Below are 15,476 nucleotides of genomic sequence, written 5' to 3'. Positions count from 1 at the left end.
CGGCTTTACGGCGACGCTCCGGGCGTAACCACAGGCAACGGATACGGTGGCGGGATGAGCAGCGCGGAGCCGACCAGCGACCAGGTGACCCGGAGCGACCAACTGGCGCCGGCGGAGATCGCCGACGTACTCGCCCTCGCCAGCGCCGCAGGTGACACGGACGGAGCGGACCCGCTCGACGAACACGTCCTGCTGCGGCTGCGCGATCCCGACGCCCCCGCCGTACATCTGATCGCCCGCGCCGACGACGGCACTCTCACCGGGTACGCACACCTGGACACCAGTGACCCGGTCGGTGGGATCGGGGTGGAGCTCGTGGTGCACCCCGCGTACCGGCGGCGGGGCACCGGGCGGGCGCTCGCCCGGGGCGTACTCGCCTCGGCCACCGGGCCGCTGCGGGCGTGGGCGCACGGCGACCACCCCTCGGCCGCCGCGCTCGCCGTCGACCTCGGCTTCACCCGCTCCCGGGTGCTCTGGCAGTTGCGCCGGCCGTTGGCCGCCCCGCTGGGTGAGCCGCGCCTGCCCGAGGGTGTGGCGCTGCGCGCGTTCCGGCCCGGGGCTGACGACGCGGCCTGGTTGGCCCTCAACGCACGGGCCTTCGCCGAGCACCCCGAACAGGGCCGGTGGACGTCGGACGACCTGCGGGTCCGCCTCGCCGAGCCGTGGTTCGACCCGGCCGGTTTCCTGCTCGCCGAGGAGACCGCAACCGGCCGGCTGCTCGGCTTCCACTGGACCAAGGTGCACGAGCGGCCGGGGTCGGCCCGGATCGGCGAGGTGTACGTCCTGGGGGTGGAGCCGACCGCGCACGGTGGCGGTCTCGGCCGGGCCCTGACCACCGCCGGGTTGGCACACCTGCGGGACAAGCGTGGCCTCGACCGGGTGATGCTCTTCGTGGACGACTCGAACACCGGGGCCGTCGCGCTCTACGAGCGGCTGGGCTTCGCCCGCTGGTCCGCGCACATCAACTACCACCTGGGCTGAGCTGCGGCCGTCGCCCCGACCGCGTCACCGGTGGGTAACGGCCGAGCATCGGCGGGATAACGCCGAACCGGAAATATACCCATACTTCCGACAGGTGTACCCGGGTTCATTTAACGGACAACTCACCCTCGGCAAGCGGTCACCTCAGGGGCCGTACGTGTTCACCTTGCGTTCACTTGCGACCGGCGAACCGGCTACCTGGCACTTCTAACTTTCGTGTCAGCCGGTCAGTGCCGGTCCTCGGGCCCCGGGATCGGGGCGCCAAGTCAGACGCGAAGGGAAACCCCTCAGGTGAAGCTCCAGCGGTACGGCACTATTGCCTGCCTCGCTCTTGCCGCGACGCTCGGCCTCAGTGCATGCGGCTCGGACAACAACGAGCCCGCCTCCGGCGCGAGTGCTTCGGGCTCGGCCGCCGCGGTCGACTGCGCTACCGGCACGCTGAACGCCCAGGGCTCGTCGGCGCAGAAGAACGCCATGGCCGAGTGGATCAAGGCGTACCAGCAGAAGTGCCAGGGCACCACGATCAACTACGAGGCTTCCGGCTCGGGTGCCGGCATCCAGGCGTTCATCGCCGGGACCGCCGACTTCGCCGGTTCCGACTCCGCGCTCAAGCCGGAGGAGCAGCCGCAGGCGGACGCCAAGTGCGTCGGCGGCAAGGCCATCCACCTGCCGATGGTGATCGGCCCGGTGGCCGTCGCCTACAACGTCAGCGGCGTGGACAACCTCCAGCTCAAGCCGGCCACCCTGGCGAAGATCTTCGCCGGCAAGGTCACCAAGTGGGACGACGCCACGATCAAGGCCGACAACCCGGAGGCCAAGCTCCCGGCGACCACGATCCAGACCGTCCACCGCTCGGACGAGTCGGGCACCACCGACAACTTCACCAAGTACCTCTCGAAGACCGCTGAGAGCGACTGGACCCTGGGCAACGCCAAGGCGTGGAAGGCCCCGGGCGGCACCGGCGCCAAGGGCTCGGACGGCGTGGCCAGCAAGGTCAAGGGCGCGGACGGCGCCATCGGCTACATGGAGTGGTCGTTCGCCGAGAACGCCGGTCTGAAGATGTCGAAGATCGGCAACGGCAACGGCGAGTTCGCCGCGCTGACCGCCGAGGCGGCCGGCAAGACCATCGCCGGCGCTGCCGTCGAGGGTCAGGGCGACGACCTCAAGCTGAAGATCGACTACAACACCAAGGAGGCCGGGGCGTACCCGATCGTCCTTGCCACGTACGAGATCGTCTGCAGCAAGGGCCTCGCGGCCGACAAGCTGAAGCTGGTCAAGGGCCTGCTGGGCCACGCCGCCAGCGCCGAGGGCCAGGCCTCTCTCACCGAGCTGGGCTACGCCCCGCTGCCGGAGACGGTCCGCACCAAGGTCGAGACCGCGGTCAAGAACCTCTCCTGACCCGATTCCACACCTCCGCAACCGAATCGAGCGAGCAGATGGGTGAAACCCCTCACCGCTCGGCCGACGCCGGCACCGGCGGGACGCGCGTGACGCAGAGTCACGAGTGGCCCGCCGGTGCCTCGGCGCGTGTGGCCGAGGCACCAGTCAGCACCCGTTCCCCGGGCGGCACCGGGCTGGGCGGCGGCGGCGCGCTGCCGCGCAGCCGTAGGTTCGGCGCCGAGCGGGCCTTCCGCGGCCTCACCCTGGCCGCCGGCACCGCAGTTCTGGTCATCATCGCCGCCATCGCGATCTTCCTGGTCGCCAAGGCGGTGCCGGCCCTACGCGCCAACACCGAGAACTTCTGGTCCTACGAGGGCTGGTCCCCCAACGAGACAGAGCCGAAGTTCGGCATCGGTGCGCTCGCCTTCGGCACCGTGCTCAGCTCGGCGCTCGCACTGCTCATCGCGGTGCCGGTCGCGCTCGGCATCGCGCTCTACCTCTCGCACTACGCGCCGCGCCGGTTGGGCACCGCGCTCGGCTTCCTGGTCGACCTGCTGGCCGCCGTGCCGAGCGTGGTCTTCGGCCTCTGGGGGCGGGACGTCTTCAGCAGCCCCGTCCGGGACTTCTCGGTCTGGCTGAACGAGCACTTCGGCTGGATCCCGCTCTTCGGTGGCGACGGCCCGTTCGGGGCGTCCGTCATGCTCGGCGCCCTGGTGCTCGCGATCATGGTGCTGCCGATCATCACCTCGCTCTCCCGCGAGGTGTTCCTCCAGACGCCGACGGCGAACGAGGAAGCCGCCCTCGCCCTGGGCGCCACCCGTTGGGAGATGCTCCGCACCGCGGTGCTGCCCTACGGCCGTCCCGGCATCATCGCCGCGATGATGCTCGGCCTCGGCCGGGCGCTCGGCGAGACCATCGCCCTGGCGCTGACCCTCGGTATCACCTTCGGCATCTCGTTCAACCTGATCCAGAACGGCGGCAACACCATCGCCGCCAACATCGCCAACGCGTTCGGCGAGGCGAACGAGACCGGCCGGGGCGCGCTCATCGCCTCCGGTCTGGTGCTGTTCACCATCACGCTGATCGTCAACATCACGGCGCGGGCGATCATCTACCGCCGCCGGGAGTTCACGGAGTCGGCCGCATGACCACAACCGCCACCTCCCACCGCACCCGGCCGCCGGCCCAACCCGACTCGCTGCGGGCCAAGCGGCTGCCCTGGTACGCCGCCCCGGCCATCGCCGTGGCGGCCCTGGCGCTCTCCGCCGTGATCGTCTACGGCACCAGCATCGGCGGCCCGGTCCTCGTGGTCGTCCTCGCCGCGATCCTCTACCTGGTCGGGCTCTTCGCCGCCGCCAACGCGGTCGAGGGGCGCCGATCGGCCCGCAACCGCACCTGGAGCGCACTGATCCACTCCGCCTTCGTGCTGGCGGTGCTGCCGCTCGTGTCGGTGGTCTGGACGCTGGTCAGCAAGGGCGCCGACCGACTGGACGTCAACTTCTTCCAGACCTCGATGAACAACATCGGGGCCCGGGACGCCAACGGCGGCGCGTACCACGCGATCGTCGGCACGCTGGAGCAGGTCGGCATCGCCGCACTGATCACCGTCCCGCTCGGCGTTCTCTGCGCGATCTACATCGTCGAGTACGGGCGGGGCAAGTTCGCCTTCGCGATCCGGTTCTTCGTGGACGTGATGACCGGCATCCCGTCGATCGTCTCCGGCCTCTTCGTGCTGGCGTTCTGGGTGCTGATCGTGTCGCCGTGGTTCAACGACGGTCGGCCCAGCTTCTCCGGCTTCGCCGCCGCGCTCGCGCTGAGCGTGCTCATGCTGCCCACCATCGTCCGGTCCACCGAGGAGATGCTCCGCCTCGTACCGGCGCCACTGCGCGAGGGCGCGTACGCGCTCGGCGTACCCAAGTGGAAGACCATCCTGCGGGTGGTGCTGCCGACGGCGCTGCCCGGCATCGTCACCGGCGTCATGCTCGCCATCGCCCGCGCGGCCGGTGAGACCGCGCCGGTGCTGCTGGTCGCCGGCGGTGGCGCCGCGATCAACACCAACCCCTTCGAGAACAACCAGTCGTCGCTGTCCCTCTTCGTCTACCAGCAGGCCGGCGACGCGTCGAAGTACGCACCGGCACGGGCGTGGACCGCGGCACTCACCCTGGTCGCCCTCGTGCTCATCCTGACGATCGCGGCGAAGCTGCTGGCCCGTCGCAACAGGCTCAGCCGATGAACCCCGGAGGTACCACAATGGCCAAGCGCGTATCCGCCTCGAACGTCACCGCGTACTACGGCGGCTTCAAAGCGATCGAGAACATCAACCTGACTGTCGAGCCGAAGACGGTCACCGCTCTCATCGGGCCGTCCGGCTGCGGCAAGTCGACGTTCCTGCGGTCGATCAACCGGATGCACGAGGTGCTGCCGGGGGCCCGGGTCGAGGGCAGCCTGACCATCGACGACCAGGACATCTACGACCGGGACGTGGACGTCACAGCGGTCCGGCGCACCATCGGCATGGTCTTCCAACGGCCGAACCCGTTCCCCACCATGAGCATCTTCGAGAACGTGGTGGCCGGGCTGAAGCTCAACGGGGTCCGCAAGAAGTCGATCCTGGAGGACGCGGCCGAGAAGGCCCTGCGCGCCGCGAACCTGTGGGGCGAGGTCAAGGACCGGCTGGGCAAGCCCGGCGCGGGCCTCTCCGGCGGTCAGCAGCAGCGGCTTTGCATCGCCCGGACCATCGCGGTCGAGCCGCAGGTCGTCCTGATGGACGAACCGTGCTCCGCCCTGGACCCGATCTCCACGCTGGCGATCGAGGACCTGATGTTCCAGCTCAAGGACAAGTTCACGATCATCATCGTGACGCACAACATGCAGCAGGCCGCCCGCGTGTCGGACCGGACCGCCTTCTTCTCGATCGAGAAGACCGGCGACCCGGGCCGGCTGATCGAGTACGACAACACCCAGAAGATCTTCAGCAACCCGAGCGTGAAGAAGACCGAGGACTACATCACCGGCCGCTTCGGCTGAGCCGACCACGTCCGGTCACCGGCGCCCCGCCCTCCCGGCGTGGGCGCCGGTGCCATGTCCGGCCCCGCCTCACCCCGCCACCAACGCCGTCGCGCGCCTCCAAGATCGCGCTGGAACGTGGAAGTAGTGGCCTCCTCCCCGCAACGACGCCACTACTTCCTGGATCGAGCACGATCTTGCGGTGGCGGTGGCGGTGGCGGCGGGAGGCGCAGGCAGGCGCGGGTACGGGCGCGCTCCGGGCGGGCAGGCGCGGGCGGGGTCAGGCTCGGGGCGGTGGTCAGCCCAGGACGAAGCGGGGTTCGCCGTTCGGGGGCAGGTCCAGGCGCGGGGTGACCGGCGTGGCCGCGTCTCGATCGGCCGCCGCCCGCGCCACCCCGGCCAGGTCGCCGGCCGCCGCCACCTGGGCCAGCGTGACCACTGTCGGTGGCAACATGGTCAGCTCGCCGGCCTGCGCGCGGGCCAGCGCGTCCGCCGGCCGGATCCACAGCGTGTGGTCGGCCTCGCCGGAGACGTCGCGGGTCCGCTGGCCCGCCGGCAGCAGGGCGATGAAGAAGTACGTGTCGAAGCGGCGCGGCTCGAACTCGGGAGTGATCCACCGGCTCCACGGCAGCAGCAGGTCCGACCGGAGGGTGAGCTGACGATCGGCGAGCAGCGCGGCGAAGCCCAGCCGTCGCCCCTCCAGGTCCTGCCGGGCCGCCTCCCAGTCGTCGCCGCTGACGTCGCCCACAACGGTTTCCCGGTTCGGACCGGCGAGCAGTACGCCGGCCTCCTCGAAGACCTCCCGAGCGGCGGCGCAGACCACCGCCTGCGCGGCCTGCGGGGCCACCCCGAGCCGGTCCGCCCACTCGGCGGGGGTCGGGCCGGCCCAGTCCAGGTGCGCCTCCGAGTCGGAGCGGTCCACCCCGCCGCCGGGGAAGGCGTACATCCCGCCGAAGGTCATCGCGGCGACCCGGCGGATGACGTACACCTCGAAGTCGGTGTCGGTCGGACGCAGCAGCAGCACGGTGGCCGCGACCCGCGGCGTCGCCGGGGTGCCACCCTCGGCCTGGAACCGGCGGGCGTGCTCGACCAGGGCGGCCGGGGCGGCGAAACCGTCGCTGTCGATCGTCATGCCGCGAGCCTAGTTCCCCGACCAGCCGGCGCCGGCTCGCCCGCATCGCCCCACGCCTCCCTTGCTCTGCTTCAATCCAGGCGAGGATGTCCGGTCACTGTTGCGTCGGTTGAAGCAGAGCAAAGGGCCTGGGTGCGGGTGGTCGCCCGGCGGAGCGCGGCTCACAACGGGGCGCGGCTCACGGCAGGGCGCGGCGCGCGGCGCGCGGGGCGGCCAGGAACGCCTCCGGGTCCCGCCGGATGAACTGGCTGGCGACCGGGCAGCGGGCGGTTCACCTGGCTCGGTTAGCGTTCCGGCATGACTCGTTGGGGCATCCTGGCCACCGGCCACATCGCCAGCCGTTTCGCCGAAGACCTCCGGCTGGTGCCGGACGCCGAGTTGGTGGCTGTCGGTTCCCGCGCCGTGGAGAGCGCGCGGCGCTTCGCCGACACGTACGGCGCGAAGCGCGCCTACGGCTCCTGGGTGGAGTTGGCCGCCGACCCGGAGGTGGACGCGATCTACGTGGCGACGCCACACTCCGCGCACTATGAGGCGGCGATGACCTGCCTCACCGCCGGGCGGGCGGTGCTGTTGGAGAAGCCGTTCACGCTCGACCTGGCCACCAGCACCGAGTTGGTGCAGACTGCCCGCGCGGCCGGGGTCTTCCTGATGGAGGCCATGTGGATGCGGCTGAATCCGATGATCCTGCGGGTCGTCGAGCTCATCGCGGACGGGGCGATCGGCACCGTGACCGGCCTCCGGGCCGACTTCGGGGTGGCCGGGCCGTTCCCGCCGGAGCACCGGATGCGCAACGCGGCGCTGGGCGGGGGTGCCCTGCTCGACCTGGGGATCTACCCGATCAGCCTGGCCCACCTGCTGCTCGGGGTGCCGCAGCACATCAGGTCCTGGGCGCAGCTCGGGCCGGAGGGCACTGACGAGAACACCGGCATGCTGTTCGGCTACGACACCGGCGCGCTGGCGAACCTGAGCTGCGGCATGGTCGGGTTGAGCGGGCAGACCGCCTCGATCACCGGCACCACGGGGCGGATCGACCTGCCGGAGCCGTTCTTCCGGCCGGGTTCGGTGACAGTGCACCGGGCCGGCGCGGAGCCGGAGACGATCGTCGCCGACGGGGCCGGCAACGGCTACCAGTACGAGGCGATCGAGGTGCAGCGCTGCCTGGCCGCCGGCCTGACCGAGAGCCCTGTGGTGCCGCATGCCACGACCCTTGAGGTGATGACACTGCTGGACACGGTCCGCGAGCAGATCGGCGTGCGTTACGTCTGAACGGCGAAAGGGCCCCCGGCCACGGTCTCGCCGTAGCCAGGGGCCCTTCCGGAAACTCAGCCGAAGAGCGGTCGGACCAGCAGGTACGTGACGCACGCGATCAGCGCGGCGGCCGGGAACGTGATGATCCAGGCGAGCACGATGTTGCCGGCCACGTTCCAGCGGACGGCGGAGAGCCGCTTGGTCGCGCCCACACCCATGATCGCCGAGGTGATCGTGTGGGTGGTGGAGATCGGCGCCTTCAGCACCAGGGCGTTGAAGTAGAGCACCGCGCTGGCGACGGTCTCGGCGGCGAAGCCTTCCGGCGGCCCCAGATCGATGATCTTTCGTCCGAGGGTACGGATGATCCGCCAGCCGCCGGCGTACGTGCCGAGGGCGAGCATCGTCGCCGAGGTCCAGAAGACCCAGCCCGGGATGTGCGTCTTGCTCTCCTGGAAACCACCGGTGTAGAGCGCCAGCACCACGATGCCCATGGTCTTGGCGGCGTCCTGCATGCCGTGGCCTACCGACATGGCGGCCGCCGAGGCGGTCTGCGCCCAGCGGAAGCCCCGGTTGAGCTTGCCCGGCTGCCCCTTCCGGAACAGCCACAGGATCGCCAGCATCAGCAGGTAACCGAGGGTGAGGCCGACGATCGGCGACAGCACCATCGGCAGCAGCACCTTCTCGCCGATGTTGCCCCACTGCACGATGCCGCCGGTGGACAGCAGGGTCGCGCCGACGAGGCCGCCGAAGAGCGCGTGCGAGGACGACGACGGCAGACCGAAGTACCAGGTGATCAGGTTCCAAGCGATCGCCCCGAGCACCCCGGCGAAGACCACCCCGAGGCTGTTCACCCCGGTGGGGAGGGTGACCAGACCGTCGCCGACGGTCTTGGCCACGCCGGCGCCGAAGTGGGCGCCGACGAAATTGCCGACAGCGGCGAGCCCGAGGGCGATCCGAGGTGTCAGTGCCCGCGTGGAGACGCTTGTGGCGATCGCGTTGGCGGCGTCGTGGAAGCCGTTGGTGTAGTCGAACGCCAAGGCCACCGCGATCACCGCCAACACGGCGATGAGTTCAGGGGACACCGGCTCAGGACTCCTTGACGGCGATGGTCTCGACGGTGTTGGCCACGTGCTCGAAGGCGTCGCAGGCGGCCTCCAGCTCGTCGGCGACCTCCTTCATCTTCAGCACCGTCAACGCGTCGTACTCACCGGAGAAGAGCCGGACGAGCAGCTGCCGGTTGATCCGGTCGCCCTCGTTCTCTAGCCGGTTGCACTCGATCCAGTAGTCCTCGAGATCCTTCATCGACTTGAGCCGGGGCATGGCGTCGGCGGTCAGCTTGGCCTGCTGGTCGAGCACGTTGACCATCTCGTGCAGCTCACGGGGGAGCGCCGGAAGCTCGGTCAGCCCGTACAGGTAGAGCAGGTCGCCGACCGCTTCCAGGTGGTCCATCACGTCGTCCAGCAGCGAGCCGAGCCGGTAGATGTCCTCCCTGTCGAACGGGGTGATGAAGGTCGAGTTGATCTTCTTGTACAGATCGTGGGTGATCTGGTCGCTGTCGTGCTCGACCTCGGTCAGCCGCTCGCTGACGGACTGCACGTCCACGCCGGGCAGGGCCAGCTCGTTGAGCAGCGCGGTGCCCCGGACCAGGTTCTGCGCGGCCCTGGTGAAGAGCTCGTAGAAGGCGCCCTCGGTGGGGCGGAAGGAAAACTTCACAGCACAGACCTCGTCGCGTCGGTGGAAGGGTGGCGGTGCCCGAGAGCGCCCGCTCGGTGAATGCTAGAAAACGGCAGAACCGGGAATTCGCCGGCCCACCCCTGGCCAGGCACCATTCACCGGTCGTTCACCTGCCGTTCATCTCGGCCGCCCCACCCGCACCCACTCCCCCAGCCAACAGGCGCTTGCGCTCCCGCGACACGTCGAAATCGGCAGCCGGATACCCCAGTTCGAGCGTGTCGAACGTCTCACGCAGCAGGTGAGCCACCGCCCAGTCCCGGTACCACTTGCGGTCCGCCGGCACCACGAACCAGGGCGCGGCGTCCGTGTCGCACCGGCCCAGGGCCTCTGCGTACGCGGCCTGGTAGTCGTCCCAGTGCCCTCGCGAGTCGATGTCGGAGGGGTTGTACTTCCAGTGCTTGCGCGGGTCGGTGAGCCGCTCCATCAGGCGCTTGCCCTGCTCGGCGTACGAGATGTGCAGCATCACCTTGATCAGGGTGACGCCGCCGCCCTCGGCCAGCTCCTGCTCGAAAGAGTTGATCTCGTCATAGCGGGCTCGCCAGGTCGTCTCCGGCACCAGCGAGCCGACCCGGGCGATCAACACATCCTCGTAGTGTGAACGGTTGAACATCCCCACGTACCCGGGCGGTGGCAGCTCCCGGCGAATCCGCCAGAGGAAGTCGTGCCGCAGCTCCTGGCGGGTCGGCGGCCCGAACGAGCGGATGTGCAGGCCCAGCGGGTTCATCGCGCCGGCCACCCGCTTGATCGTGCCGTCCTTGCCGCCGCAGTCCATTGCCTGGAGCACCAGCAGCACCCGGCGCGCCGGCCGTTCCGACCCGGTCTTGGCCATCGCGAAAAGCATCTCCTGCTGCCGGCCCAACTCCTCGCCGACCAGCTCCACCTGCTCGCGCGCCCAGGTCTTACGGTGCTCGCCGCGGCCGGCGGGCTCCGGCAGGCCGGGCATGGACCGCGGATCGATCGCGCCGAGATCCACCGGCGCGGTGACGCGCAGCAGGTCCCGCACGGAACCGCCGTCCGGCGCCACGATCTGCCCTTGCTGGGGTGCGCTCATGCACGGATCATCGCCCACCCACCGCCGTTCCGCCCGCCGAGAGTCACCTCCTGGACCCGACCCGCTGTCCGGCACCACGCGGTCCCCACCCCACCGACAGCATCGGCCCGCCGGGCCGTTTCGGGGCTGCCGGCGCGGCCCCTCGGCGGGAGGATGTAGGCCGGGGACGCCGACCGGAAGGGGTGGTGGGTCGTGCGGGAGCTGGCGACGGAGTTCGAGGCCGAGCGGGGCCGGCTGCTCGCGGTGGCCCACCGGATGCTGGGCAGCCGCAGCGAGGCGGAGGACGCGGTGCAGGAGACCTGGCTGCGTTACGCCGGGGCGCTGGCCGACCCGGCGGCCCGCGCCGAGATCCGGGACCTGTCCGCGTGGCTGACCACCACCTGCGCTCGGATCTGCCTGGACGTGCTCCGCTCGGCCCGGGTCCGCCGGGAGGCGTACCCGGGGCAGTGGCTGCCGGAGCCTGTGGTGAGCCAGTTGGGCGGCCGGCTGCCAGCCGACGGCTACGCGCCAGACCCGGCGGAGCGGGCGGTGCGCACCGACGAGGTCGGCACGGCGCTGCTGGTGGTGCTGGAGCGGCTCGCGCCGGAGCAACGGGTCGCTCTCGTTCTGCACGACGTGTTCGCGCTGCCGTTCGCGCAGGTCGCGGGGGTGCTCGGCACCACCGAGGTGGCGGCTCGGCAGCTCGCCTCCCGGGCCCGACGGGCGGTCACCTCGCCGGACGTACCCCGGCACACCGCCGACCCGGCCGAGCAACGCCGGGTGCTCGAGGCGTTCGTCGCCGCCACCGAGTCCGGCGAACTGGACCAACTGCTTCAGGTGCTCGCGCCGGACGTGGTCTTCGTCGGCGACTCGGGCGGGCATTTCCCGGCCGCCCGCTGGCCGGTGCTCGGCGCGGACTCCGTGGCTCGCCTCACGCTCGGCCTGTTCGGCCGGACCGGCCGGTACACCGACCGGGTGCTGGCTCGGCCGGTGCTCGTCGACGGCGTTCTCGGCCTGCAACTGGAGACGACGCACAGCGACGGGCGACCGATCCGCCTGGTCACCGCGTTCGCTGTCGACCAGGGCCGGATCACCGCGATCTACAACCAGCTCAACCCGGAGAAGCTGACCGACCTGCCACCGCTGGCGGCGGCGGACGGCTGGCCGCCGCGCTGGTGAGCTGGCGCGGCCGGGCGTGCGGCCTCAGACCACCAGAGCCAACCATTTGCGGTACGCGGTGGCGAACGGCTCGGTGCCGTCGCCCAGGGCCCCCAACAGCCGCTGTGCCGCGGCTTCGGCCTCGGCAACCACGTCGTCCGGGTAGCCGAACCGGGCCCGGTGCTCGGCGAACTCGTCCTCGTCGAGCAGCTCCACCAGGCCGGTGGCCCGACGCCTGACGACGTCCAGGTCCAGGTCGATCAGGTGGACGGTGTCGTCGGACTCCCAGTGGGCCGGGGTCGTGATGTCGCAGTAGACCTCGCTGGTGCGGGGCGGGGGGTTGAACATGCCCGTCCACCAGGCGCGGTGTGGCACCAACAGCACGAACGGGATCTTCTCCACCGAGGGCCGGCCGTGGTAGACCGACTCGGTGCCCTCGGGCACGCCGAGCCAGACGCCGAGATCGTCCTCGGTGAGCCGGCGGGCCGGGTAGTCGCGGTGGGCGCTGCCGTCGTACTTGCGGTAGATCACGCGGACCATGTCGCTCGGCATGATTCGCACCCTAACCGATACAGCCCAACGCGTCGTAGCGCGGCCGTAACCGGACGGGGTCGGCCGCAACGCCCGCGCCGGTCGGCATCGCGCCACGCGGCGGATGGGCGCGGTCGGTGTCGGCGGCGCCGGGTACCGTCGCACGGTGACTCCGCCCCGCACCGCCACCGGTTCCGCCACCCCGTCGGCCCGTGGAAAGGGCCGGCGGCGGGGTGCCCGGCCCAGTGGCACCGAGCTGCTGGCGGCGGCGGTCGGCGCGGTGCCCGGCGGCGCTGAGCGCCCCGGCCAACTGCAGATGACCACGGCGATCGAGGAGTGCGTGGCCGGCGGCGAGCATCTGCTCGTGCAGGCGGGCACCGGGACCGGCAAGTCGCTGGCGTACCTCGCGCCGGCGCTCACTGTGGACGGCCCGGTGGTGGTCTCCACTGCCACCCTGGCTTTGCAGTCCCAACTGGTCGACCACGACCTGCCCCGGCTCGCCGACGCGGTCGAGCCGGTGCTCGGCCGTCGGCCCACCTTCGCCGTGCTCAAGGGCCGCCATCACTATCTCTGCCTCGCCCGACTGGACAACTCCACCGAGGAGGAACCGGAGGACACCCTCTTCGACGCCCCCGCGGCGCGCCCTGGCGGCGGGACGAAGTGGCTCGGTGAGGCGGGCCGGCTGGGCAAGCAGGTCGAGCGGCTGCGCGACTGGGCCGAGAAGACCGCCACCGGCGACCGGGACGAACTGGACCCGGGCGTCGACGACCAGGCCTGGCGGCTGGTGTCGATGCCGGCCCGGGAGTGCGTCGGCGCGGCCCGTTGCCCGTTCGGGCAGGAGTGCTTCGCCGAGGCGTCGCGGGCCCGCGCCCGGGAGGCCGACATCGTGGTGACCAACCACAGCCTGCTCGCTGTCGACATGCTCGCCGACCGGCACATCGTGCCGCCGCACAAGTTGCTCATCGTCGACGAGGCGCACGAGCTGGCCGACCGGGTCTCCTCCGCCGCCCAGGCGGAGCTGGTGCCGGAGCTGATCGACCGGACCACCCGGCGGGCCCGTACGCTGCTGCGCCCGGAGACCGCCGAGGCGCTCACCGCCGCCGGCGACGCCCTGGCGGTCGGGCTGGCCGAGGCGCCGGCCGGGCGGATCACCGCGGGGCTGCCGACGCCACTGCGGGAGGCGTGCACGCTGCTCGACGCGGCGACCCGCTCCGCCCTGGACGCGATCGGCGACATCAAGTCCGACGATCCCGACCCGGTCCGCAAGCAGCAGGCCAAGGCTGCCCTGGACGAGCTCTCCACCACCGCGCAGCGGCTGCTGGAGGAGGGCGACCACGACGTGGCCTGGGTGGAGAAGAACGACAGCGGCAACCGCCGCGCGCTTGTGGTCGCGCCGCTGTCGGTGGCCGGCACCCTCGCCACCCACCTGTACGACGAACGCACCGTCGTGGCCACCTCGGCGACCCTGGCGCTGGGCGGCCGGTTCGACACCGTCGCCCGCGCCCTCGGGCTGGACGCGCCGCCGCCCGCCCCGCCGACCCCCGCCGCTGCCGCACTGGCCGCCCGCACCGGGCCCGGCCGGCCGGCTGCCGAGGCACCGGGCCGTCGCGTCGCCGGCGACGTCACAGCGAACGCCGTCGTCCCGGCCACCGAAGGCCCCGGTTGGCGGTCACTCGACGTCGGTTCGCCGTTCGACTACGCCCGGCAGGGCATCCTGTACGTCGCCGCGCACCTTCCCCGCCCCAGCGTCTCCGGGTTGCCCGAGGCGGCCGGGGAGGAACTGCTCGGGCTGGTCGAGGCGCTCGGTGGTCGTACTCTGGGGCTCTTCTCCTCCCGGCGGGCCGCGCAGCAGGCGGCGGAGCTGTTGCGCGCGCGGACCGACCTGCCGGTGTTGCTCCAGGGTGAGGAGGCGCTGCCGCTGCTGGTGCGCCGCTTCCGCGAGGAGCGCGCCAGCTGCCTGTTCGGGGTGATGTCGCTCTGGCAGGGGGTGGATGTGCCGGGTGACGCCTGCCAGCTCGTCGTCATCGACCGGCTGCCCTTCCCCCGCCCGGACGAACCGCTGGCGGCGGCCCGCGCGGCGGCAGTGGACGCGGGCGGTGGCTCCGGCTTCGCGGCGGTCAGCGTGCCGATCGCGGCGGTACGGCTGGCGCAGGGCGTGGGCCGGCTGATCCGGGCGACCGGCGACAAGGGAGTGGTAGCAGTGCTCGACTCCCGGCTGGAGACGGCCCGAGGGTACGGGCCGTTCCTGCGCTGCTCGCTGCCCCCGTTCTGGTACACGACCCGCCCCGAGGTGGCCCGGGGCGCGCTGGAACGCCTGGCCAAGTCCTGACCCGCACCGCGCCGCTCGGGCAGGCCCAAGATCGCGCTCAAACAAGGAAAGAGTGGTCTCCCGTTGTCGGGAGGCCACTCTTTCCTTGATCCTGCGTGATCTCGCGGGTCTAGGGGGCCTGGGAGGCGACGACCACCGCGTCGGGCGGAGTGTCCGGGACCCTGCGGGCGGCAAGCCGGCGGACCGCGGTGTTCAGCACCGCGATGAGCGGCACGGAGACCAGCGCGCCGGTGATGCCGGCGAGTACGACACCGGCGGCGATACCGATGATCACGGCGAGCGGGTGGAGGGCGACCGCCCGGCCCATGATCAGCGGTTGGAGCACGTGCCCCTCGATCTGCTGCACGCCGATCACCGCGCCCAGGATGATCAGCGCGGTGACCGGGCCGCTGTCGACCAGGGCCACCAGCACCGCCACGCCGCCGGAGAGCGCCGCACCGACGATCGGGATGAACGCGCCGAGGAAGACCAGGGCGGCCAGCGGGAAGGCGAACGGGATGTCGAAGGCGACCAGGAAGATGCCGATGCCGACCGCGTCGATGAACGCGACAAGCACTGTCGCGCGGACGTAGGCGACAAGCGTCTGCCAGGAGGCGCGGCCCGCGTCGTCGACCTTCCACCGGGCGGCCACCGGCAGCAGCCGGACCAGGAAGCGCCAGATCCGGTTGCCGTCGCGCAGGAAGAAGAACGTCGCGAAGAGCACCAGCAGCGTGCCGGTCAGCACCTCGGCCAGGGTCGCGGCGGTGCTCAGCGCGCCGCTGGTGAACCTCGAGGTGTTGTTGTTGATCCAGGCCTGCGCCTCGTCGATGTACCTGTCGAGTTGGGTGTCGGAGAGGTGCAGCGGGCCCGTCTTCAGCCAGTTCTGGATCTGCCGGACGCCCTCCGACGACTTCTCGCTCAGCTCCGGTACGCCGCGAATGAACTCGTTGACCACCAGTGTCAGCGTG

The 15,476-nt window shown here is 71.3% G+C and carries 14 protein-coding genes; 8 read left to right on the top strand and 6 right to left on the bottom strand.

The annotated features are described in order from the left end of the window. The first annotated feature begins 54 nt into the window (after positions 1-54). The 5 genes from mshD (at position 55) to pstB (ending at position 5,388) form a co-directional block, all read left to right on the top strand. Complete coding sequence (gene mshD / locus AB0B98_RS19350) at positions 55-981, top strand: mycothiol synthase (protein WP_357364250.1); 927 nt, start codon at positions 55-57, stop codon at positions 979-981. 291 nt (positions 982-1,272) lie between these two features. Then, positions 1,273-2,379, top strand: coding sequence for a phosphate ABC transporter substrate-binding protein PstS (gene pstS / locus AB0B98_RS19345; RefSeq protein WP_238666993.1), 1,107 nt, complete (start codon positions 1,273-1,275; stop codon positions 2,377-2,379). A 38-nt stretch (positions 2,380-2,417) separates the two neighbouring features. Continuing rightward, positions 2,418-3,509: a phosphate ABC transporter permease subunit PstC gene (gene pstC, locus AB0B98_RS19340; protein WP_238666994.1), complete on the top strand. Its 1,092-nt coding sequence runs from the start codon at positions 2,418-2,420 to the stop codon at positions 3,507-3,509. Then, entirely contained in the window at positions 3,506-4,594 is a 1,089-nt protein-coding gene (pstA, locus tag AB0B98_RS19335) for a phosphate ABC transporter permease PstA (RefSeq protein ID WP_357364248.1), read from the top strand. The genes pstC and pstA overlap by 4 nt, the downstream gene beginning before the upstream one ends. Positions 4,595-4,611: 17 nt before the next feature. Further along, positions 4,612-5,388 carry a phosphate ABC transporter ATP-binding protein PstB gene (gene pstB / locus AB0B98_RS19330; protein WP_112584183.1) on the top strand — a complete coding sequence of 259 codons (777 nt, stop codon included), beginning with the start codon at positions 4,612-4,614 and terminating at the stop codon, positions 5,386-5,388. A gap of 277 nt (positions 5,389-5,665) precedes the next feature. Here the strand turns inward: pstB and AB0B98_RS19325 are convergent, their stop codons facing one another. Then, positions 5,666-6,499, bottom strand: coding sequence for an NUDIX hydrolase (locus AB0B98_RS19325; RefSeq protein ID WP_357364247.1), 834 nt, complete (start codon positions 6,497-6,499; stop codon positions 5,666-5,668). Positions 6,500-6,796: 297 nt separating this feature from the next. Between AB0B98_RS19325 and AB0B98_RS19320 the strand changes: the two genes are divergently transcribed. Continuing rightward, the gene (locus tag AB0B98_RS19320; RefSeq protein ID WP_357364245.1) at positions 6,797-7,765 is read left to right on the top strand and encodes a Gfo/Idh/MocA family oxidoreductase; all 969 of its coding nucleotides are present in this window, start codon (positions 6,797-6,799) and stop codon (positions 7,763-7,765) included. Between the two features lie 56 nt (positions 7,766-7,821). Here AB0B98_RS19320 and AB0B98_RS19315 read toward each other — a convergent pair whose 3' ends face one another. From AB0B98_RS19315 to AB0B98_RS19305, 3 genes are all read right to left on the bottom strand, one after another. Further along, entirely contained in the window at positions 7,822-8,829 is a 1,008-nt protein-coding gene (locus AB0B98_RS19315) for an inorganic phosphate transporter (RefSeq protein ID WP_091402868.1), read from the bottom strand. A gap of 4 nt (positions 8,830-8,833) precedes the next feature. Then, on the bottom strand, positions 8,834-9,460 hold the full coding sequence (locus tag AB0B98_RS19310; protein ID WP_053655020.1) for a DUF47 family protein: 627 nt from the start codon (positions 9,458-9,460) through the stop codon (positions 8,834-8,836). Positions 9,461-9,587: 127 nt separating this feature from the next. Next, complete coding sequence (locus AB0B98_RS19305) at positions 9,588-10,532, bottom strand: PPK2 family polyphosphate kinase (RefSeq protein ID WP_357364243.1); 945 nt, start codon at positions 10,530-10,532, stop codon at positions 9,588-9,590. A gap of 192 nt (positions 10,533-10,724) precedes the next feature. Between AB0B98_RS19305 and sigJ the strand changes: the two genes are divergently transcribed. Further along, complete coding sequence (gene sigJ / locus AB0B98_RS19300; protein ID WP_357364242.1) at positions 10,725-11,690, top strand: RNA polymerase sigma factor SigJ; 966 nt, start codon at positions 10,725-10,727, stop codon at positions 11,688-11,690. A 24-nt stretch (positions 11,691-11,714) separates the two neighbouring features. Here the strand turns inward: sigJ and AB0B98_RS19295 are convergent, their stop codons facing one another. Then, positions 11,715-12,221, bottom strand: coding sequence for a DUF402 domain-containing protein (locus AB0B98_RS19295; RefSeq protein WP_357279879.1), 507 nt, complete (start codon positions 12,219-12,221; stop codon positions 11,715-11,717). Between the two features lie 103 nt (positions 12,222-12,324). Here AB0B98_RS19295 and AB0B98_RS19290 point away from each other — a divergent pair, with 103 nt between their 5' ends. Beyond that, positions 12,325-14,529 carry an ATP-dependent DNA helicase gene (locus AB0B98_RS19290; RefSeq protein ID WP_357364240.1) on the top strand — a complete coding sequence of 735 codons (2,205 nt, stop codon included), beginning with the start codon at positions 12,325-12,327 and terminating at the stop codon, positions 14,527-14,529. 109 nt (positions 14,530-14,638) lie between these two features. Here the strand turns inward: AB0B98_RS19290 and AB0B98_RS19285 are convergent. Beyond that, on the bottom strand, positions 14,639-15,476 hold an 838-nt coding region (locus AB0B98_RS19285; protein ID WP_357364238.1), incomplete at its 5' end, for an AI-2E family transporter.

This window comes from Micromonospora sp. NPDC048947 (genome assembly GCF_040649495.1).
In the GTDB taxonomy this organism is placed as follows: domain Bacteria; phylum Actinomycetota; class Actinomycetes; order Mycobacteriales; family Micromonosporaceae; genus Micromonospora; species Micromonospora alfalfae.
The sequence above is the reverse complement of the archived record's forward strand: the minus strand, read 5'-3'. Positions and strand labels throughout refer to the sequence as shown.